Source organism: Undibacterium sp. Ji49W, from assembly GCF_049340205.1.
Lineage (GTDB): Bacteria > Pseudomonadota > Gammaproteobacteria > Burkholderiales > Burkholderiaceae_D > Undibacterium.
In genome coordinates, this window is record NZ_JBMPOW010000019.1 from 113,962 (window position 1) to 135,015 (window position 21,054).

The following is a 21,054-nucleotide window of genomic DNA, read 5'->3' on the forward strand; positions in this document are numbered from 1 at the left end:
AAAGAAGAGTACGCTTAGTGTATTGCTGCATTTGCACAATGTAGTTGATTAACATCAACTCAGTTCACTGTCATATTTGCAAGAATAGCGAAACATCCTTTTGAGGAAGCACAGATGAAATCCGATTACAGTCAGACAGCACCCGCCAAAACCACTGGAACCACTGGAACTGCATCGTATGCACCACAACAGTCGCAGCAGATTTGCTATCTCAGCGGTAATGAAGCAGAAGTCCACCCTCTGGACATGGCATTGCAAAACCATATTGCCAAACTGACCGGCGGTATTTCGCCGGCCAGCGTCACACTGGCAGTGATGGACTGGGCAATGCACCTGGCTCTGTCGCCTGGCAAACAATTGGAATTGATGAATCTGGTCCAGAAACAAATCGCCAGTTGGCCTGAACTGCTGGCACCGGCTCTGCTGGGCAAGACTTCTGAACAGTCTGCCATTCATCCATCGGTATCCGACAGCCGTTTCGCAGATGCAGGCTGGTCAAACTGGCCCTTTAATGCCTTCAGCCAGTATTTCCTGCAAAGACAGGAGTTCTGGCAAAAAGCAACGACTGGCATACGTGGGGTAACTGCCCATCATGAAAACGTCGTCAATTTCATGTCGCGCCAATTACTGGATATGATGTCGCCGTCAAATATGCCCTGGGCCAATCCCGAAGTGATCGCCGCAACCAAAGCCTCAGCAGGAAAAAATCTGATTACCGGTGCCACGCACTGGATGCAGGATAACGGCATTGAATACAGTCCACCCGGCATTGATACTGGTAAGCACAGCAATGAACAACTGGCTTACCAACCGGGCCGCGATGTGGCTGTTACTGAAGGCAAGGTTGTCTTTCGCAATCATTTGATAGAACTCATACAGTACACACCGCAAACCACGCAAGTGTATGCAGAACCTTTACTGATCGTGCCGTCGTGGATCATGAAATATTACATCCTCGACTTGTCGCCACATAATTCGATGGTGCGCTTCCTGGTGAATCAGGGCCATACGGTATTCATGATTTCCTGGAAAAACCCTGGCAAGGAAGACCGCGACCTTAGTATGCAAGACTATCTCGATAGCGGTCTGTTCAGCGCATTGGCAGAGGTTGGCCGGCTTTCCAGGCATAAATTCGTCCATACGGTCGGCTATTGCCTTGGTGGCACCTTGCTCGCCATAGGAGCGGCCGCATTGGCCAGTGGCCATGCAGAAGATTTCAGATCGGACCTGCCGAAAATTCAGTCCGTGAACCTGCTGGCAGCACAAACCGACTTTAGCGAACCTGGCGAACTGGGCTTGTTCATTGATGAAAGCCAGATCGCCATGCTGGACGCGCAAATGTGGGAGCAAGGTTACCTGACAGGTGAGCAGATGACGGGCTCATTCCAATTGCTGAATTCACGCGATCTGATCTGGTCAAAAATCATGCGCGAATACCAGTTGGGTACCCGTAATTCGCCCAATGATCTGATGTCATGGAATGCCGACACCACCCGTATGCCATATCGCATGCATAGCGAATACCTGAAACACCTGTTTCTGCACAATGATCTGGCAGAAGGTCGTTATGAAGTGCATGGTCACGCGGTTGCGCTGAACAATATCCGCGTGCCGATGTATGTAGTTGGTACCGTACGTGACCATGTATCGCCATGGCGCTCTGTCTACAAGATTCATTTGCTTTGCGATGCCCCCATCGATTTTGTACTTGCTTCCGGCGGGCACAATGCCGGTATCGTCTCCGAACCTGGGCATGCACACAGAACCTATCAACACCTGGCGTCGGACAAGCGCGGCGAATTTTATCAGCAGGCAGATGACTGGCTACATGCAGCAGCAACAGAAGAAGGTTCCTGGTGGGTACACTGGCAGGCATGGCTGGCAAGCCACTCCAGCGCCAAGCAGATCAAGGCACTACCGGTACCGGACCAGCAACTGGGAGTAGCACCAGGCATCTATGTGTTTGAAAAGTAACTCATTTCATCAATAGGGATGCGTTCTATTGATTGAACGCTTACCCCATACCAGGAAAATACAGAATCACCTGGTTGCGTCCGTTGGCCTTGGCCGCGTACATGGCCATATCGGCTTTTTTCGCCAGTTCCAGCTCTGACAATCCATGATCGGGATAGATGGCAATGCCTATACTGGCAGAAATAAGGTGGGTATGTTCTGCAATCATAAAAGGGGCAGATAATGCCGTACGGATCTTTTCAGCCAACACGCCTGCACTTTGCTCATCGTTGACGTTTAAAGTCAGCGCAACAAATTCATCGCCGCCTATGCGCCCCACTGTGTCTGAGTCGCGCAGACAGCGTTTCATGCGCTCTGCTGCCTGCTGCAATAACACATCTCCCACAGCATGACCAAAGGTATCGTTGACAGGTTTGAAGCGGTCGAGATCGATGTACATCAGTGCCAGCCGTGTCTTGTTCCTTTTCGCCAGCGCCAGCCCCTGTGCAAGACGTTCAAAAAACAATATGCGGTTGGGCAAGTTCGTCAAACTGTCATGGTGTGCCAGGTAAGCCAGCTTGTCGTTGACCAGCTTACGCTCGCTGACATCGACCTTCACGGCAACATAGTGGGTGGTTTTCCCCGCTGTATTTTTCACCGGAGCGATATGCGCTTCTTCCCAATACAATTCGCCATTCTTGCGGCGATTGATCAGCTCGCCAGTCCATTCCTCACCACGTAGCAACTGCTGCCACATGGCCTTGTAGGTTTCCGGCTTGACTTGCCCCGATTGCAGAATATCAGGTTTCTTGCCTATCACTTCCTCTGCCGAGTAGCCCGTTTCTGTCGTGAAATGCGGATTAACGTATTCGATCACACTATTGGCATCAGTGATGATGACAGATGTGGGACTATGTTCAATTGCTGAAGACAGGAAACTCAGTCTGAGCTCGTTTTTCCGGATTTCATCCAGACTATGAGCCAACCTGCGGTTCACGCGCAAAATATACAGTGCAACACTACCAACTATGCCAACAAAAACCAAGGCAAAAAAACTCCAAAGATAGAACCAGCTCAAGTTAACTTCTGGATTGGGCTCATACAAGAAATCATCCATGGAAAAATGCGCTGGCAACATTCCCAATTCTGCGTAGGTATCGGCGATATGCCGCCAGCGCCCCGGGTTCATATAGCCGATGGCAATCAGGTCATGACTCAGCAGGTAGCTGGTTTGTGCTGCTTCATAATGAAAAAACTCTTTGTTGTAAGTTGGATTATTCAAGCCTACATAGCGTTGCAGAATCAGGTCTATGATTTCTTCCTGATGTTGCATCGCATATTCCCAACCACGCAGGCTGGCAGCACGGAAGGCTTTCACACGTTCTGGATTTTCCTTGATTTCCTTGTCGGTGGTGAACAGATTGTCGCCATAAAAATCAATGCCGTCAGAACGTGGTGTATAGATGTGATAGGCAACACCCGCCAGCCCCAGTCGAAACGGTTCATTCGTCAGATAGGCAGACATGACATCCACCTTGCCCTTGATCAGATCGTCTACATTGAAACTGTGTTCAACTTTTTTGAATTGCTCAAACGAGATGTTTTCCCGTTTGAGATAGGCCATCAATTCCTGGGATTGCGGTTCGAGCATGATGCGTTTTCCAGAAAGATCATGCACAGTCTGTGACTCTGCATCTTTTCTGGCAATCAGTATCAAGGGCGAATGCTGGAAAATAACCGCTACGACGACTACCGGTTTGCCTTCCTTGCGGGACAGTACCAGGCTGCTGGTACCTATGCCGTATTCAGCTTTGCCCCCCACCACCTCGTCAATGACATCGACACCGGGTTGTGCCTCACGGATATCAACATCCAGGCCCGCCTCGCGGTAATAGCCCAGTTCCTTGGCGGCGTAATAACCGGCAAACTGAAAGGCATGCGTCCATTTCAATTGCAGCCGCACTTTTTCAACGGCATGCGCAGGCTGTGCCAGCATGGGCAGCATTTGCATGCACAGGCAAACAAGGCCTGGCAATAAGTGTCGGAAGAATTTCGTTTTCATGTAATGGGAAGCGGCAAACCACTTCCTGACTAAATACACATCAACAAAGCCAAAAGGAAGGTCGTCATCAGAACTCATTTCATCAATGGGGATGAGTTCTATTCAAATGCACAAGACAGTGACAGTTTCATTGCCACGTCACTGTCTGCCTTACCAATCTGGCTACAATGCCTTGCAATGTCTTTACGTTTCAGGATACTGCAACGCTTCAACCGAATATTGTCAAAATTAACAAATTCCGGTTGCCAGAGGCATAAAAACAAGCGCGACAGTCTATTCGTAGTGTTTGATTTTCGATGTTACAACAGCTTGCCGGAGAGAATCATCCCTGAAACAATCATTTACAGTCGCAATCGTTTCCAGTTTCCCAGGCTCAGCAGGGCATTACGATCACAATTGCTCGCTCAACAGATGCCAGTTGACTGCAAGATGCCTTGCAAGGGTTGCCAGACTATGTCTGCGCCCAGTTTTTGCATGCAGTCATGATGACCAAGCGGACATTCCCTCTGGCGGCAAGGCGCGCAGTCCAGATGCAGGGATAATGAATGGGCAACATCAGAAAACGGTGGTGCGTGACCTGGATCGGTCGGTCCATAGATTGCAATCACCGGACGATTCAGGGCCGACGCAATATGCAAAAGGCCAGAATCATTGGACACCACCGCCGCAGCCCGGGCAATCAGTGCAATAGCCTGGTCCAGCGAAGTTTTTCCGGCAAATTGATGTACTTGCGGGCAGATAGCCTGAATCTGATTGCAGACCTCTATATCCTTTGGTGAACCCAGCAAGACAATTTGTGCTGTCGGCTGCGCATTCAGGATGGCGCGGGCCAGTTCGGCAAAGTGCGTAACCGGCCAACGCTTGGCATTACCAAACTCGGCACCCGGCGCAAAACAGACCAGCGTATGCTGCATGGACAAATCCATCGCCTGCATGGTCGTCGCTATGTTGACAGCATCGACTTGCAGTCTTGGTTTTGGCAAATTCTGTGGTGCCTCAGCGGCAGGTGCAAAAGCCAGGGCGGCATAAAATGCCACCATGGCACGCGGTGCCTGGCGGTTGTCATGATGCATGAGGTTGATCAGGCCATAGCGACTTTCGCCCTTATAGCCTACGCGTTTCCTGATGCCTGCCATCCACGGCAACAATGCAAATTTCAGTGTATTGGGCAATACATAGGCAGCCATATAGCCACGCTGGCGCAACTGGCGTGCATAACGCCAGCGTTCACGCAATTGCAAGGCACCATGCCGGAACGGTGTTTCCAGCACGGTATCGACTTCTGTCATGGCGCGCAGTACGGGTGCCACCCAGGCTGGGGCCAGCACATCAATCGCAGCCTGCGGATTGTCCTGCTTGAGCAATTGCAGCAGAGGCTGCGCCATGACGGCATCGCCTATCCAGTTAGGAGCGATGACAAGGATACGGGGCACTGTCTTTTCCATGGTCCTCTACTAAGCTTACTAGGCTGCAAATTGCAAACGGTACAGGTTGGCGTACACGCCATTATTATCGAGCAATTGGGCATGCGTCCCCATTTCCACAATCTTGCCGTCCACCAGTACGGCAATGCGGCTGGCGCGCTCTATGGTGGACAAGCGATGCGCAATCACTAGCGTGGTTCTGCCCTGCATCAATTCATCCAATGCTGCCTGTACTGCACGTTCGGATTCGCTGTCGAGTGCGGATGTAGCTTCATCCAGGATCAGGATGGGTGCATTTTTATAGATGGCGCGGGCAATTGCCAGACGCTGTCTTTGGCCGCCAGACAGGCGCATGCCATTGTCGCCTATCATGGTGTTCAAGCCATCCGGCAAATCGCGCACGACGTCGGTCAGATAAGCTGCCTGCACCGCAGCAGCAATACGGGCAGCATCAGGCTGGCCATCGCCATAAGAAATGTTCGCGGCCAGGGTGTCATCGAACAGCACCACGTTCTGGCTGACCATGGCAATCTGTTCACGCAGGCTGCTGAGGGAAATCGCCTGTAGCGAGCAGCCATCCAGCAGGATATCTCCTGAATTTGGCGTATAAAAACGCGGTACCAGATTTACCAGCGAAGTTTTACCGCCGCCCGACATCCCCACCAGGGCGATGGTTTCACCCGGTTCTATGCGCAGATTGATGTCCTTGAGTGCTTCCTGTTCTTGCCCCGGATATGAAAAATTGGTGCCGACAAACTCCAGCCTGCCCTGCGCCCGTGCAGTCAGTGTCTTGCCGCTATCGCTTTCGGGTGCGGTGTCGATCAAGGCAAATACCGATTCTGCCGCTGCCATGCCACGTTGCAAAGGGCCATTCAGATCAGCCAGTCTTTTCAGCGGGGTCAGCAACAACATCATCAGGCTGACAAATTCAACAAAATGTCCTGCTGTGGTGGCATCGGCGGCTGCCTGTGACACCGCAAACATGATCACCACCGCTACCGCAACAGCAGCCGCCAGTTGCGTCAGCGGCGTGGTCGAAGCAACGGCGACCGTGGTGCGCATGGCATAGCCACGCAGTTTTTCATTCTTGGCATCAAAGCGTTGCTGCTCATACTTTTGGCCGCCAAAAATACGTATGACCTGGCTGGCGCGGGTGGCTTCTTCTATCACCTGCGTCAATTCATTATTTACGTCCAGCTGATTCTGGTTGAGCTTGCGCAGGCGCTTGCTGACCCCGCGTACCAGCAGGGCCATGACCGGCATCAGCACCAGGGCGACGATGGTCAATTGCCAGTTGCGCCACAACAGTGCCGCCATCAACACGATCACCGTCAGCGAATCGCGGAACAAGGTCGTCATCGACACCTTGAGCATTTCCACAATCTGCTGTGCTTCAAACATGATGGTATTGATGATACGTCCGCTGGATTCGGCCTGATAAAAACTGATGGGCACGTTCAGTATGCGGTCAAATACCCTGGCCCGCAATTCATTGAGCAACTTGCTCGACACCCAGGTCATCAGGTAGCTGGTGGTGAAAGTACAGATGCCGCGAAACAGGAAAATGGCGATAATCGCCACCGGCACTTTCCACAAAGCCAGCTTGCTGGCATCACCGTTAAAGCCATGATCCAGAATATACCCCAGTACCTTGGGGAACATGACCTCGGTCGATGCCGTACCCAGCATGGTCAGCAAGGCCCACCAAACGCGCGAACGATAGGGCGTAATTGACGCCCATAAACGCCGGAAAACCATCGTTGTTTCTTTATTGATCAAGCTCATAGTCCGATTTCATTTTTCCTGATGTACATGTGAATCATGCATGCCTAGCAACATCGACACCGACATCGCGCAATACGACAACACCACAGTACAAAAATTTTCTATTTCCAGATGTCCAACAGCAGATTTATTCGCTGCGCAGGCCAGCCAGCGGTATCGCCAGCAATATCATGAATGCCATGCCAAACACGCCATCACGCAAAATGGCATTAAACATACCACCCAGCATCATCGCCACAGTCAGCATCAGCAAGGGCATGGCCAATTCTGCTACGCTGCCACGCTCATGCTGCGACTCATGCTGTGACTCATGCAGCGACATGCGGCGCGCCGTCCACAACTGTGTTGCCCAGATGGCCAGCAGGGCAAGCAAGCCAAACACACCCAGCTCAGTCAGGTACAACAGATAATCATTGTGCGGCGTGGTCATGGTGGCACTGCTGAGGCCCTTGGCTTTTTTCTGATAGAGCGGCATCCAGCTGGCAATGCCATGCCCTGCCACAGGGGCTTCGGCAATGATGTCGGCAGTGATCCTGTATATCTCCAGGCGCATGCCGTCTTCATTGACCTTGCGGCCCTGAGAAAAATCGCGTAATTGCTGTATGGTGCAAATGCTACGCAGTTTGAATATTTCCCAGGGACCAGCCTGCACCAGCCGTATCTCGCAGGTCGGTGGTGGTGGCAGACTCAATGCATATTTCCAACCGCCAAACAAGGCCGCCAGCAACACCAGCGGCAAAGCAAAGGTGCGCCAGGACCAGCCCATCTGGCGCAATATCAAGATCACGCACAGCAACACAAACAGCAGGCTCGCGGTGCGAGTTTTTGCCAGCAAGATCAAGGTCACTGCGACATACACGATGGCCAGCACGCGCCACAACAAATGATCGCGATGCAAACGCAATTCATGCAACATCCAGGCAGCGGCTACTGCCAACAGGATACCCAGCAGAATTGATTTATTACCCTCATACACCACATAGCTGCGAAACAAGGTGTTGGCCGGCAACAGGTGAAAGGCATTCGCCACAAACAGGCTTGCTGCCAGTACCGCCCCAGCAAAAAATACGTACATGGCACGACGCTGCCAGATACCGGGTGCCACCGTGATGAAAGGCAAGAGAAACAGATAGGTCTGGTAATGCCAGAAACCAGGCCAGAATTCCCTGACATTATCGTCCGGCATTCCATGGCTGGCAGCAATCACAACGCTGACCAGACTCAGGGCAAAAATCGGCAGCAGTACGGGACTCTGACGCAGCCTTTGTATCTTGCGGGTGAAACCACCGGATGCCAGCAATCCCACATAAAACAACAAGACCCCAAAATACATCACGCCCACAGGAAAAAACAGGGTCAGCGGCAATACCGACAATATTTGTTGCGGTAAAGTCTGTCGCCAACCCTGTGCTACATCCCCGGACAGCACGGCAGCATCTGTAGACGGCACACGGGCATAGTCCATACGATCAGGCGTATTCAATTTTGACGTTTTTCATGGACAGCCATTCACCCAGGTTTTGCCGCAAAGTGTCATCCGGATTCACCCGCCATTGATCCGACAGATACAACTCGGCACTGGCATTGGCGTTTTGATAGCGTATCAATACCGGGCAGCCATCGGCATTCAGATGTGGCTTCAACAGTTCCTGTAATTTCTTGGTATCGGCACCGGCTGTCAGCGTCAAACGCAAGCCTTGCGAAAACTGGACACGGGCACGTCCTATGTCCATGACTTTTTCAGCAGAAATACGCAAGCCACCAGAGAACCTGTCTTCTGACACTTTGCCCAGCACCGCCAGGAATTCATCTTCCTTGAACAGGGATTTGAATTCTTCCATGATTTCGCTGTAGACCGTGACCTCAACCACGGCTGTGCCGTCGTCCAGACTGACAATCAATAACTTGCCGCGTTGCGTCATCTGGGTACGTACACCACTGATGATGCCGCAGATCAAACGTAAATCGCGCGAAGGTTCCAGCTTGGCCAGTGTGGTCTTGATGAACTGACGCACTTCAGGGGCGTAAGAATCGAACAGATGGCCAGACAGGTAAAAGCCCAGAGCTGTTTTTTCTTCGGTCAGGCGTTTTTTGTCTGTCCAGACTGGTACGTCCAGATAATCCGGTGGCGGGATCAGGTCGTCGTCATCACCAAACAGGCTAACCTGGTTTGCGGCGGCTTCGGCCTGTTCGGCAGCTTCCAGTGCAAAATCCACTGTCGCCAGCAAGATGCCACGGTCCTTACCCAGGCAATCCATGGCACCGGCACGTATCAGAGATTCGACGGTACGGCGGTTGACCTGACGCTTGTCAACGCGTTTGCAGAAGTCAAACAGGTCAGTAAATGGGCCGCCGCTAGTACGTGCCGCGATGATACTTTCAATCGCATTCTGGCCCGACCCTTTTACAGCCCCCATACCATAGCGTATCTGGCTGGATTTTTTGCCTGGATCGGCAACAGGCATGAAACGGTATTCAGACTGATTGATATCAGGCGGCAGCATTTTCAGCTTGCAGATATCGATCGCATCTTCCACCAGAATCTTGACCTTGTCGGTATCATCCATGGCCAGCGACATATTGGCTGCCATGAATGCTGCGGGGTGATGGGCCTTCAGATACGCGGTGTGATACGACAGCAAGGCATAGGCGGCAGCATGGGATTTATTAAAACCATAGCCCGCGAATTTTTCCATCAAATCGAAAATCTCGTCGGCCTTTTCTTGCGGCAGGCCATCCTTGGCGGCACCATCGCGGAAAATCTGACGATGTTCGGCCATCTCTTCGGCTTTCTTTTTACCCATGGCACGACGCAGCAAATCCGCACCGCCGAGTGAGTAACCACCGACCACCTGCGCCATCTGCATAACCTGTTCCTGATACACCATGATGCCGTAGGTTTCAGACAAAATGCCTTCGGTACGTGGATCTGGATAATCGAAGCGTTCACCGTGCTTGCGTTTGCAGAAATCGGGGATCAGGTCCATAGGACCAGGGCGGTACAAAGCCACCAGCGCGATGATGTCTTCAAAACGATCGGGCCGCGCATCTTTCAGCATGCCTTGCATGCCGCGGCTTTCCAGCTGGAACACGGCAACGGTTTTGGCCTTGGTCAGCAATTCATACGATGCCCTGTCATCCAGCGGCAACTTGGCCAGGTCAAAATCTGCCATGGCTGGGTCCATCATCTTGATATAACGTACTGCCCGGTCAAGAATGGTCAGTGTGGTCAAGCCCAAAAAGTCGAACTTGACCAGGCCCACGGCCTCCACGTCGTCCTTATCATATTGCGAGACCACGCCAGAATCGCCACCCTGTGTATACAGCGGGCAAAAATCGGTGAGCTTGCCTGGTGCAATCAATACACCACCTGCATGCATACCAATATTGCGGGTGATGCCTTCCACCTGTTGTGCCAGGTCGAGCAAAGTCTTCACTTCTTCTTCATTTTCCTGACGTTCAGCCAGCAGTGGTTCTTCGACAATGGCTTCAGCAATCGTCACCTGCTTACCCGGCTTGAACGGGATCAGTTTGGAGACGCCATCACAGAACATATAGCCGAAATCCAGCACCCGGCCGACGTCGCGAATCGCGCCCTTGGCTGCCATGGTACCGAAGGTGGCGATCTGCGACACCGCATCTTTGCCGTAGCGGTCTTTCACATATTGAATGACGCGGTCACGGCCTTCCTGGCAAAAGTCAATATCAAAGTCGGGCATGGATACCCGTTCAGGATTCAGGAAACGTTCGAACAGCAGGTTGTACTGCAAAGGGTCAAGGTCGGTAATCAGCAACGAATAAGCAACCAGCGAACCGGCACCAGAACCACGGCCCGGCCCTACCGGCACGCCATTGTTTTTTGCCCACTGAATAAAGTCCGCCACGATCAGGAAGTAACCGGGAAAACCCATCTTGATGATGGTATCGGTTTCAAACTTCAGGCGCGCTTCATAACGGGCGCGCTCTTTTTCGCGCTTTTCCGGGTTGGTGAACAAATGCTGGAGACGGAATTCCAGACCACGCTGGGCTTCATGCACGAGAAAATCATTGATGGTCATGCCATCCGGCGTAGGGAAATCCGGCAACTTGGGCTTGCCCAGTTCCAGCGTCAGGTTACAGCGCTTGGCAATTTCTACTGAATTGCGCAAGGCACCGGGCATGTCGGCAAACAGTTCTGCCATCTCTGCCTGGGTTTTAAAACACTGTTGCTCATTGAAGCGACGCACGCGGCGGCCATTGGCCAGCATGTCACCTTCTGCAATACATACCCGTGCTTCATGCGCTGTGTAATCATCCTTGCTGATGAACTGCACGGGGTGAGTAGCCACTACCGGCAACTGCAGCCTGCTGGCCATTGCCACAGCTGCACGCACATGGTTGTCCATATTCGGCTGGCCGGCGCGCTGGATTTCTATGTAAAAATGTTGTGGGAAAATCCGCGACCAGCGCAGCGCCAGTTGTTCCGCCAGGTCTACATTGCCATTGTCGATGGCAACACCGACATCGCCAAAATGCGCGCCGGAAAGTGCGATCAGACCGCCACCCTGACCATCTTCATGCAGTTTTTGCAACCATTCATAACGGATTTCTGCACGGCCACGGTGTTGATTGGTCAGCCAGGCTTGTGCCAGCAATTCACATAATTGCAGATAACCCAGGCGGTTCTTGACCAGCAACAGCAAGCGCGAAGGCTTGTCGCGGTCAGCATCATTGCTGATCCAGACATCACAGCCAGCAATCGGTTTCATGCCCTTGCCGCGTGCGGCTTTGTAGAACTTCACCATGGCGAACAGATTCGCCAGATCGGTGATTGCCATTGCTGGCTGTTTATCTTTAACCGCTGCCTTGATGACATCATCTATGCGTACCAGTCCATCCACAATCGAATATTCGGAATGGATACGCAGGTGCACGAAGGCGGGTTCGTAAGGCTTTGCGGCAGCCGTTTCAGTAGCGGCGTCGGGGGAAATAATTAATTCTGTAGTCATCCCGCTATTCTAACCCGTTGCCTGCCTTGTTCAGAAGCTTTGCCTTGCTCCGGAGCGGGGATAAATGATATTTCTAAAATACAAACATTATTTACAATGGTGCCGGATAGCAGAAAAAATAATATAAATGCAATAAAAAACACGATATCAACACAAGGCCATGTGCACCTGCGCCACGATACAAGCCAGTATCTTTGTACAAATGTTAAATAACACACAAAAATCCAGGCAAATCACCAAAAAAGCGTTCCTCTGGTTTCTCTTGCATTTAAACTACCTATGCAGGCTTCGTCGTGTTACTCTAAATCAACATTTGTTCAGGTGCTGGAGCAACTCTTGTCAGCTAAAAAAAACAGATTCGCCCTATCCTGCTTCTGCCCGGCTATAAAAACTGGCAGCATGCTATTGCTTTGCGCACTGGCCCAGAGTCAGGCACTGGCAGGTGGCGGTGAGGAAGCGATTTTTCTTGATGATATGCCAGTCATCCTGTCTGCATCTCGCCTGTCACAACCCATCAACGAAGCACCGGTCGCCGTCACCATCATAGACCGGCAAATGATCAAAGATTCTGGTGCCTGGGATTTATCTGAAGTATTCCGCCTGGTACCCGGCATGTATGTGGCTTACCACGCCGACCCTTATTTTTCTGCCGACAGTACCGTTGCCTACCATGGCATGGTCACCACCACCACATCTGACCGCATGCAGGTATTGATCGATGGCAGGTCGGTATATTCCACCCTGTTTGGCGGCGTCAACTGGAGTGATCTGCCCATCGTCCTGGAAGACATAGAGCGCATAGAGGTCATACGCGGACCAGATTCTGCCAGCTATGGTGCGAATTCGTATTCTGGTGTCATCAATATCATCACCCGCCACCCGGCAGAAACCCAGGGCCAGATGCTGTCGCTGACGGCAGGCACTGGGCGCAAGGAAGCCATATTCCGTTATGGCGGCAAGGATGGCGACCTCAGCTATCGTATCACCGGCAGCCTGCGTGATGATATCGGTGAAGACAGCCGCATCAAGAATGCGACCTCACAATTCACGTTCTGGAATCTCAACAAATACGACAATAAAACTATACAAAACCTGAACCTGCGCGCCGATTACCAGCTCACAGCCGCAGATGCGCTGGAATTCCAGTTCGGTTACAACGGTGGTCCGCGTGAAGTGGGTGAATACGGCAATGTGTCCGCCATCAGCCGCAGGGCAGCAAACCATTTTGAAATGCTGCACTGGCGACGTGCGCTGGAAGCTGGCGGAGAACTGTCAGTACAGCTTTTTCATACGGTGGAAAGAGTCTATGCAAAACTGCAGGATTCTGACGGCGTCAGCGATGGCGATGCCATTTTGCGCCGTTATGACATTGAAGTGCAGCATACTTTTACCCCGTTCAAGGACGCCAGGCTGGTATGGGGTGGCAGCGTACGCTACGACCAGACCTATGCGCCGTATTACCTGGGTGTGGGTGACAACCAGTATCTGTACGGTGATTTCCCTTATCACTTGCGACGCTTTTTCGGCAATCTGGAATGGCGTGCCAGACCAGACCTGATCTTCAATGTCGGCGCCATGACAGAAAACAATACCTACACCGGCACCGACACCACACCGCGTATCGCAGTCAACTGGCATGTAGTGCCAGGGCATACCTTGCGCTTCAGCCATTCGCGCGCCACGCGTTCGCCATCGGTGTATGAAAAAATCTACGACACCTACTGGCGCAGTGCCGGGTTTTACCCCGGTCTGCCAGAAATGCAGACAGAACGCGTGAAATCCACAGACCTTGGTTACATGGGCAAATATGCCGGTCTGGATATCGATTTCCGCCTGTTTTATGATGACTACAGCCAGTTGATTGATGTCCGTAACAAGCGTTCAGCGGCTGGTGGCAATCTCAACGCAGGTACGGCCATCATGCGCGGATATGAGTTGCAACTGAAAACCCAGCTTGGCGACAAGACCAGATTGATATACGGGTTATCGGGTGGTGGCGTCAGAAGCGACAATGTAAATGGTGTCATCTACAGTGATTCGTTGCCCAAATACAGCCAAAGCCTGATGCTGAGCCACAGATTCAATGAGCAGTGGAATGGCAGCCTGATGATGTACCAGGTTGCACAAACAAAGTTCAATGCTACCGACTACAACACAAATGAAAACCGGGGTTATTACGTGAACGCCAACCGGCGTCTGGATGGCAAGCTTAGCTACCAGTTCAAAATCGGCGGCAAGCAGGCCGAATGCTCGCTGATTGCACAAAACCTTGGTGACGCCCGTTACTTTGAATACCGGCATGACAATGAATTGCCTGGCCGCCGCGTCAGGTTGAATTTTAGATTGGATATGTGAACCATGCTGCACCAGCATGTCCAGCACCTGCTTAGCCACTTGCCGTCTTGTGCTGGCAGAGGACTGCTGAGTGTGCTTGGTTTGCTACGGATGCCAAGCCTGCTTTTAAGTCTGTTGACGCCACTATCCTGTCTGGCAATAGACAATGTCACCATACTGCTAAGCGAAGATGGCGTGGCCTACAACGAATTTGCCAGCAGCCTGACCAGCCAGTTGGCACAAGGCAGTACCGCCAAAACCACAGTCAAAACCCTGTACCTGCCCACGCTAAAAACAGATGAACTGTCACGCAATGCCTATAACCAGTTACTGATCGCCGTCGGCACACCGGCAATGACGGCGATGGCACAAAAACCACCCGCCATGTCAGTACTGAATGTGCTGGTACCACGCAGCACCTTTCAGAAAACAGCCAGACAATATGGACGTCACCAGGACCCGCATCGTTTTTCTGCCGTCTATGTAGACCAGTCGTGGAACCGTCAGTTGGCATTGATACGCGCCACTCTGCCCGCCAGCAGCCGCATCGGCATATTGCTGGGCAAGGATTCTGCCGATATGCTGACAGGCATGCAGGTTGCCGCCAAAGAAGCTGATTTCCAGTTGAATATGGAAACCGTTAGTGATGATTCAGACCTGTTGCCAGCCCTGCGCAAATTGCTGGCCAATAGTGATGCCTTGCTGGCAGTGCCTGACCCTGCCATCTATAACCGTAACAATATTCCCAGCATTTTGCTGACCAGTTACCGTCAGCAAATACCGTTGCTCGGTTTTTCCGCTTCCTATGTCAAGGCCGGTGCCCTGGCAGCCGTCTTCAGTTCCCCGGCTCAAATCAGCCAGCAGGTAGCAGAAATCATTCAGGGCTTGCCCGCCCATGCCTACTTGCCGCTGCCGCAATACCCACGTTACTTCACCGTCAGTGTGAATACCCAGGTCAGCCGTTCGCTGAGCCTCAATGTGGATGATGAAAGCATACTGATGCGCAAATTGAAAGCCATACCGGAGCGAGCCCAATGAAAAACTGGCCGCTCGCCCATCGCATACTCTTTCTGGCACTGGCACCAGTGTGGGTGATTTCTGTTTTGCTGGTACTGTTGGCCGTCATCGTCGGCATTACGGAAATTGATGGTGCCCTGAAAGCTCGCGGTGCCGTCATCACCCGCCAGTTGGCGCCTGCCAGCGAATACGGCGCGTTTTCCGGCAACCGCGATGTGTTGCAAGCCCTGACCCAGTCTGTCATGAAAGAAGATGATGCCAAGGCCGTCATCATCACCGATGCCAGCAACAAGGTACTTGCCGTCAGTGGCAAACCCAGCAAAATGGGGCCAGAACATGCCAATGCTGCCGATACCGGCAAAGTGATCAAAGGGGAACAAGGATCGCTGATCTTTGCCGCCCCGATCTACCAGGGCAAGGCTGACGGCGATGCATTTGACCTGTTTGACCGCGGCAGTAGTGACAAGTCCAGCGATAAAGGCAGCACCAAACCCAAATTGCTGGGCCGGGTGTATCTCGAACTGAGCACCCATGCCAGCCGTCAGAGCAAAAATGCCTTTGTCGCTGTCAGCGTACTGATAGGCTTGATAGGCACTGCCTGTGCATCGGTACTGGCATTGCGCATGAGCCGTGACATCACCCACCCCCTGTCTCGTCTGCTGGATGGCGTGCACCAGATGGAAAAAGGCGACCTGAGTACCCGCATTGACGCCAGCTCTGGCGGCGAATTGCAGGAACTGGAAGCCGGCTTCAACCAGATGGCAGAGAAACTCGAAGGCAGCCATAAATCCATGATGGAAGTGAATAGCAATCTGGAAAGCCTGGTAGCCGCCCGCACCCACGAACTGGAAATGCGCAACCGTGACCTGGAATTATTGTCCAGCACCGACCGTCTGACCGGCCTGCACAACCGCCTGAAGCTGGAAAAAATACTGGATGAAGAACATCAGCGCAGCCTGCGCTATGGCACCTTCTTTTCTCTGGCCATTGTCGATATTGACCTGTTCAAGCAAGTCAATGACTGCTATGGGCACCAGATTGGTGACCAGGTCCTGGTTGGCATTGCCAACATACTCAAAGAACACGTGCGCAGCATGGATGCCGTTGGCCGCTGGGGTGGTGAAGAATTTTTAGTCATCTTCCGTGAAACGAGCATCCATGCCGCCGTCGCCACGGCAGAAAAGCTGCGCTGCGCCATCGCCAATCATGAATTCAAGATCGTCGGTAAAAAAACTGCCAGCTTTGGTGTGGCAGCTTATCACCACCCGGACACCATCCTCGAAACCATGAGCAAGGCCGACAACGCCCTCTACCATGCCAAGAAATGCGGGCGCAACCGGGTGGAATCGAGCGGGATTTAAACAATCTGAGCCGTTTTACACACACTTTGCCCTGTTTTCAGGCAATTTTTCCTTCAAAATTACCCATTTTGGCTGAGCCGCCTCTGCTAACTACCAAACTGACTGCCAAACATTCGCGCCCGCAATGCTGCGCTACGGTAAAATACTTGTCAGCCCTAAATTTGCATCATACTTACTTAATTATTGATTAACGATTAGTATGGTGTGCAAATAACAAAAATCAGGCTTGCTCAATAAGCTTCCGGCAAGATGCCATGCAGACGAATTGATATTGTGCAAGTCAAAAAACATACATGGTCACTACCTCACTACTATGAGCAACGATACTAAAAATAACGGCAACACCAACGCAACCTCGCCCGCACCGGTTTCCAATTTTCTGCGCGCCATCATCGACAACGACCAGGCAGCAGGCAAGTATGCACGCGACGGCATGCCAACCGTCATCACCCGCTTTCCGCCAGAACCCAACGGTTATCTGCACATAGGCCATGCCAAATCCATCTGCCTGAACTTTGGCCTGGCACGCGATTACGCCGGCCGTTGCCACCTGCGCTTTGATGACACCAATCCTGAGAAAGAAGACCAGGAATACGTCGACACCATCATGGACAGCGTCAAATGGCTGGGCTTTGACTGGAACAATAATGGCGTCGAACACCTGCACTATGCCAGCGACTATTTTGACCGCCTGTATGAAATCGCCGAATACCTGATCGGCGCTGGTCTTGCCTATGTCGACAGCCAAAGCGCAGCCGACATGGCAACCAACCGTGGTGATTTTTCCAGACCAGGTGTGAACTCGCCTTTCCGCGACCGTGCACCAGCCGAGTCGCTGGACCTGTTGCGCCGCATGAAAGCGGGCGAATTCAAGGACGGTGAACACATCCTGCGCGCCAAGATAGACATGGCTTCGCCCAACATGAATTTGCGCGACCCGGCTATCTACCGCATACGCCATGCCCACCACCACCGTACTGGCGACAACTGGTGCATTTACCCTATGTATGACTACACGCATCCGCTGTCTGATGCGATAGAAAACATCACCCATTCGATTTGCACGCTGGAATTCCAGGATCATCGTCCTTTCTATGACTGGATCATAGAACGTGCTGCCGAAGGTGGCTTCTTCAAAAAACCAGTGCCGCAACAATATGAATTTGCCCGCCTGAACCTGACCTATGTCGTCACCAGCAAACGCAAGCTGCGCCAACTGGTAGAACAAAACATCGTCAACGGCTGGGATGACCCGCGCATGCCTACCATCGTCGGCATACGCCGCCGTGGCTATACACCAGAGTCATTACAACTGTTTTGCGAACGCATAGGCGTGACCCGTTCTGACGGCTGGATCGATTACAGCACGCTGGAAGGCTGCCTGCGCGAAGACCTCGACCCCAAGGCACCACGCGCCACCGCCGTGCTGCGCCCCTTGAAACTGATCATCGACAACTTCCCTGAAGGCGAAAACATCGCCTGCACGGCACCTATCCATCCGCACCACCCTGAACTAGGCAACCGCGAATTCACCATAGGCAAAGAACTGTGGATAGAACAGGAAGACTTCATGGAAGAGCCGGTCAAAGGCTACTTCCGCCTGTTCCCTGGCAACAAAGTGCGCCTGCGTTATGGCTATGTGGTCGAATGCACAGGCTGCGACAAGGATGAAAGCGGCAATGTCATCGCCGTGCATTGCAACTACTTCGCCGACAGCAAATCCGGCACCGAAGGCAGCGCCAACTACAAAGTCAAAGGCAACCTGCACTGGGTTAACGCTGCCGATGCACTGGAAGCCGAAGTCCGCCTGTACGACCGCCTGTTCACCGACGCCAACCCGGACGCCGGCGGCAAAGACTTCATGACTTTGCTAAACCCGAATGCACTGGAAGTGGTACGCGCCTACGTAGAACCTGGCCTGGCGACGATTACGCCAGATACGCGTTTGCAGTTTGAACGCCATGGTTACTTTGTGGCAGATCGTGTGGATTCTGTGGTGGGTAAACCGGTGTTTAACCGGGTGACGACGTTGAAGGATAGTTGGGGGAAGTAAAGCATAGCAGAACCATTTACGCGGTTTTTTATAAAAGGGAGATAGTCAGGCCGTCGATTCTTGAAACGAATAGGCGATCTGACATTTCCACAAAATTCCGATATCGAACTATATCTGCAAGGCCTGAATAAGCCAGTAGTGAACAAAGGTGAACCGTCAAAATGCATCATTCCAAATCAATTTTTTGCTTCGCATTTCTTTCCTTTTGCTTTTCAATTCAGGCTTTTGCTCAAGTAAATCAGCAAATCAACCAAAATCACAATGAACCGGGCTCCAGAATCATTAAGAGTGGATGTAAAGCATCTGTTCCAACAAATACACTGCAAAATTTGGCATCTGCCATTGTCACGCTTCAGTACATTGTCAACGAAAAAAGTGAGATTACCGACATTAAAATCCTAAAGACTAGTGGCGATAATTTATTGGATGACGCTGCACGTACAGCCATGTCCACATGTTCGCTGGAAGCGATTTCAGAAAATGAAAAAACAAAACAGGCATGGTACAAAACTCAATGGGAATTTAAATCGGAAGAACAAAATGAAGTGCTGACTGCCATCGCTAATAACGCACAACCAATTTCAATTCGTCCTGGTGTTATAGATATGTCGATAGTAGGCTGCACACCAGACTATCCGAAAGAGGGTCTAAAAACAAATGTACAAGGAACAGTATTGTTCAGTGCGCTTATTGATGCAACCGGTCTGGTTACCAAAGTCACAATAATTGAATCAAGTAAAAGTCAGTTATTGGACGACGCAATAACAAATCGCCTCATGGAAGGCAGATGTAGAACTAAACCCGGCACTTTTGACGGCAGCCCAGCTAGCACCGTCACGAAAATTCGGTATATATTCCGTTTAAAATAAAATATGTAGAGACATCCCCAATTGGACTAAACTAAAACAACTCTCCACCAACACCTCACATGCCGCGTTGGCGAATAAATGGAATACCTTCGACTATTCAAAATTGGCTGATGCAAAGTTGATCGCTACCTAAATACACGAAAATCATACCGGCATATTTGAGGAAACATCATGGAACAAAATAATGTCGATCTGACGCAAGAGCATGATCCTATTGCAGAAAAATTGCGCGATACGCATGCCCTGACCAAAGTCGTACAACAAGCCGTCAGAGACGCCGTCGATAAAGCTCAGCGCCTGGGTTTTCTCCCGTCAACCAAATCCTGGTCGTAAGGCCGATACTCGCATTTTAGTAGGGTGCGCCATGCGCACCGTCTCGATGAATCGGGGTGACAGAGTGGGAAATGGTGCGCGCAGTGCCCCCTACGTATCATGTGGTTTATTTGCGGTGGCTTGCGCAAAACAAAAGCGTTCGTGTACGATTCGATTCATTAATGACGATAGTACAGCCTTGACCATCTAGCTGTTTTTTACCTTAACCCACGGTGCACATGGTGCACCCTACAAGATACCTGGCGATTTCATCATGCCCAATTATCGACGTTCACGTGTCAGCGGCGGTAGTTATTTTTTTACTGTCACCAGCTTGCGGCGTCGGCCTGTATTAACGCAACCAGCATTGCGACAGGCATTACGGATAGCGATACAGCAAACCCGGATTTCACATCCCTTTGACATTGACGCCTGGGTATTATTACCTGAGCATTTGCATTGCATCTGGACATTGCCACCTGATGATGCCAATTTTTCTTTGCGCTGGTCCATGATCAAACGCCTGGTGTCGCAAGCCTGCGCGGCGGAACTGGGTATGCCTGTTACTTCAACCTCTGGTACTGCAAGAAGAGAAGCCGGGCTATGGCAACGCCGGTTTTGGGAACATCAAATCCGTGATGATGACGACTTTGCGAGGCATGTCGATTACATCCATTGGAACCCGGTCAAACATGGCCTGGTCAGTCGTGCGGGTGATTGGCCTTATTCGACATTTCATCGTTATGTGGAACAGGGGATGCTTTTACCGGATTGGGGTATTGGTGTTGTGCCGGATGTTAGCCACAGGTTTGGTGAGTAGCTGCCGGTTGTTATCGTCGAAAAGTTTTATGGTTGTTATACAGCGGTGCGCGTGGCGCACCTTACGGGCTCGCATT

At 51.7% G+C, this 21,054-nt stretch carries 13 protein-coding genes; 8 read left to right on the forward strand and 5 right to left on the reverse strand.

Features of this window, described 5'->3' with window-relative positions:
• Positions 1 to 114 precede the first annotated feature (114 nt).
• Positions 115 to 1,974 (forward strand): PHA/PHB synthase family protein, encoded by a 1,860-nt coding sequence (locus tag ACO0LK_RS21835; RefSeq protein WP_422978794.1) that lies wholly within the window; start codon positions 115 to 117, stop codon positions 1,972 to 1,974.
• 40 nt (positions 1,975 to 2,014) lie between these two features.
• Here the strand turns inward: ACO0LK_RS21835 and ACO0LK_RS21840 are convergent, their stop codons facing one another.
• From ACO0LK_RS21840 to dnaE, 5 genes are all read right to left on the reverse strand, one after another.
• Positions 2,015 to 3,964: an ABC transporter substrate-binding protein gene (locus tag ACO0LK_RS21840; RefSeq protein WP_422978796.1), complete on the reverse strand. Its 1,950-nt coding sequence runs from the start codon at positions 3,962 to 3,964 to the stop codon at positions 2,015 to 2,017.
• A 455-nt stretch (positions 3,965 to 4,419) separates the two neighbouring features.
• Complete coding sequence (gene waaF / locus ACO0LK_RS21845; protein WP_422978798.1) at positions 4,420 to 5,460, reverse strand: lipopolysaccharide heptosyltransferase II; 1,041 nt, start codon at positions 5,458 to 5,460, stop codon at positions 4,420 to 4,422.
• A gap of 18 nt (positions 5,461 to 5,478) precedes the next feature.
• Positions 5,479 to 7,224 carry a lipid A export permease/ATP-binding protein MsbA gene (msbA, locus tag ACO0LK_RS21850; RefSeq protein ID WP_422978800.1) on the reverse strand — a complete coding sequence of 582 codons (1,746 nt, stop codon included), beginning with the start codon at positions 7,222 to 7,224 and terminating at the stop codon, positions 5,479 to 5,481.
• A gap of 127 nt (positions 7,225 to 7,351) precedes the next feature.
• The gene (locus tag ACO0LK_RS21855) at positions 7,352 to 8,689 is read right to left on the reverse strand and encodes an O-antigen ligase family protein (RefSeq protein WP_422978802.1); all 1,338 of its coding nucleotides are present in this window, start codon (positions 8,687 to 8,689) and stop codon (positions 7,352 to 7,354) included.
• A gap of 4 nt (positions 8,690 to 8,693) precedes the next feature.
• Positions 8,694 to 12,212 (reverse strand): DNA polymerase III subunit alpha, encoded by a 3,519-nt coding sequence (gene dnaE, locus ACO0LK_RS21860; protein ID WP_422978804.1) that lies wholly within the window; start codon positions 12,210 to 12,212, stop codon positions 8,694 to 8,696.
• Between the two features lie 399 nt (positions 12,213 to 12,611).
• On the opposite strand from dnaE, the gene ACO0LK_RS21865 reads away from it, so the two are divergent.
• The 7 genes from ACO0LK_RS21865 to ACO0LK_RS21895 all read left to right on the forward strand — a co-directional run bounded on the left by ACO0LK_RS21865 (position 12,612) and on the right by ACO0LK_RS21895 (position 20,978).
• Complete coding sequence (locus ACO0LK_RS21865) at positions 12,612 to 14,567, forward strand: TonB-dependent receptor plug domain-containing protein (protein WP_422978806.1); 1,956 nt, start codon at positions 12,612 to 12,614, stop codon at positions 14,565 to 14,567.
• Between the two features lie 90 nt (positions 14,568 to 14,657).
• Positions 14,658 to 15,584 (forward strand): ABC transporter substrate-binding protein, encoded by a 927-nt coding sequence (locus ACO0LK_RS21870; protein ID WP_422978808.1) that lies wholly within the window; start codon positions 14,658 to 14,660, stop codon positions 15,582 to 15,584.
• On the forward strand, positions 15,581 to 16,924 hold the full coding sequence (locus tag ACO0LK_RS21875) for a diguanylate cyclase (protein ID WP_422978810.1): 1,344 nt from the start codon (positions 15,581 to 15,583) through the stop codon (positions 16,922 to 16,924). Before ACO0LK_RS21870 ends, ACO0LK_RS21875 begins: the two co-directional genes overlap by 4 nt.
• Before the next feature lie 313 nt (positions 16,925 to 17,237).
• Positions 17,238 to 18,977, forward strand: a complete 1,740-nt coding sequence (locus ACO0LK_RS21880) for a glutamine--tRNA ligase/YqeY domain fusion protein (RefSeq protein ID WP_422978812.1) — start codon at positions 17,238 to 17,240, stop codon at positions 18,975 to 18,977.
• Positions 18,978 to 19,138: 161 nt separating this feature from the next.
• The gene (locus ACO0LK_RS21885; RefSeq protein ID WP_422978814.1) at positions 19,139 to 19,846 is read left to right on the forward strand and encodes a TonB family protein; all 708 of its coding nucleotides are present in this window, start codon (positions 19,139 to 19,141) and stop codon (positions 19,844 to 19,846) included.
• A 171-nt stretch (positions 19,847 to 20,017) separates the two neighbouring features.
• On the forward strand, positions 20,018 to 20,179 hold the full coding sequence (locus tag ACO0LK_RS21890; protein WP_422978816.1) for a hypothetical protein: 162 nt from the start codon (positions 20,018 to 20,020) through the stop codon (positions 20,177 to 20,179).
• 253 nt (positions 20,180 to 20,432) lie between these two features.
• On the forward strand, positions 20,433 to 20,978 hold the full coding sequence (locus ACO0LK_RS21895; protein WP_422978818.1) for an REP-associated tyrosine transposase: 546 nt from the start codon (positions 20,433 to 20,435) through the stop codon (positions 20,976 to 20,978).
• Positions 20,979 to 21,054: the final 76 nt, after the last annotated feature.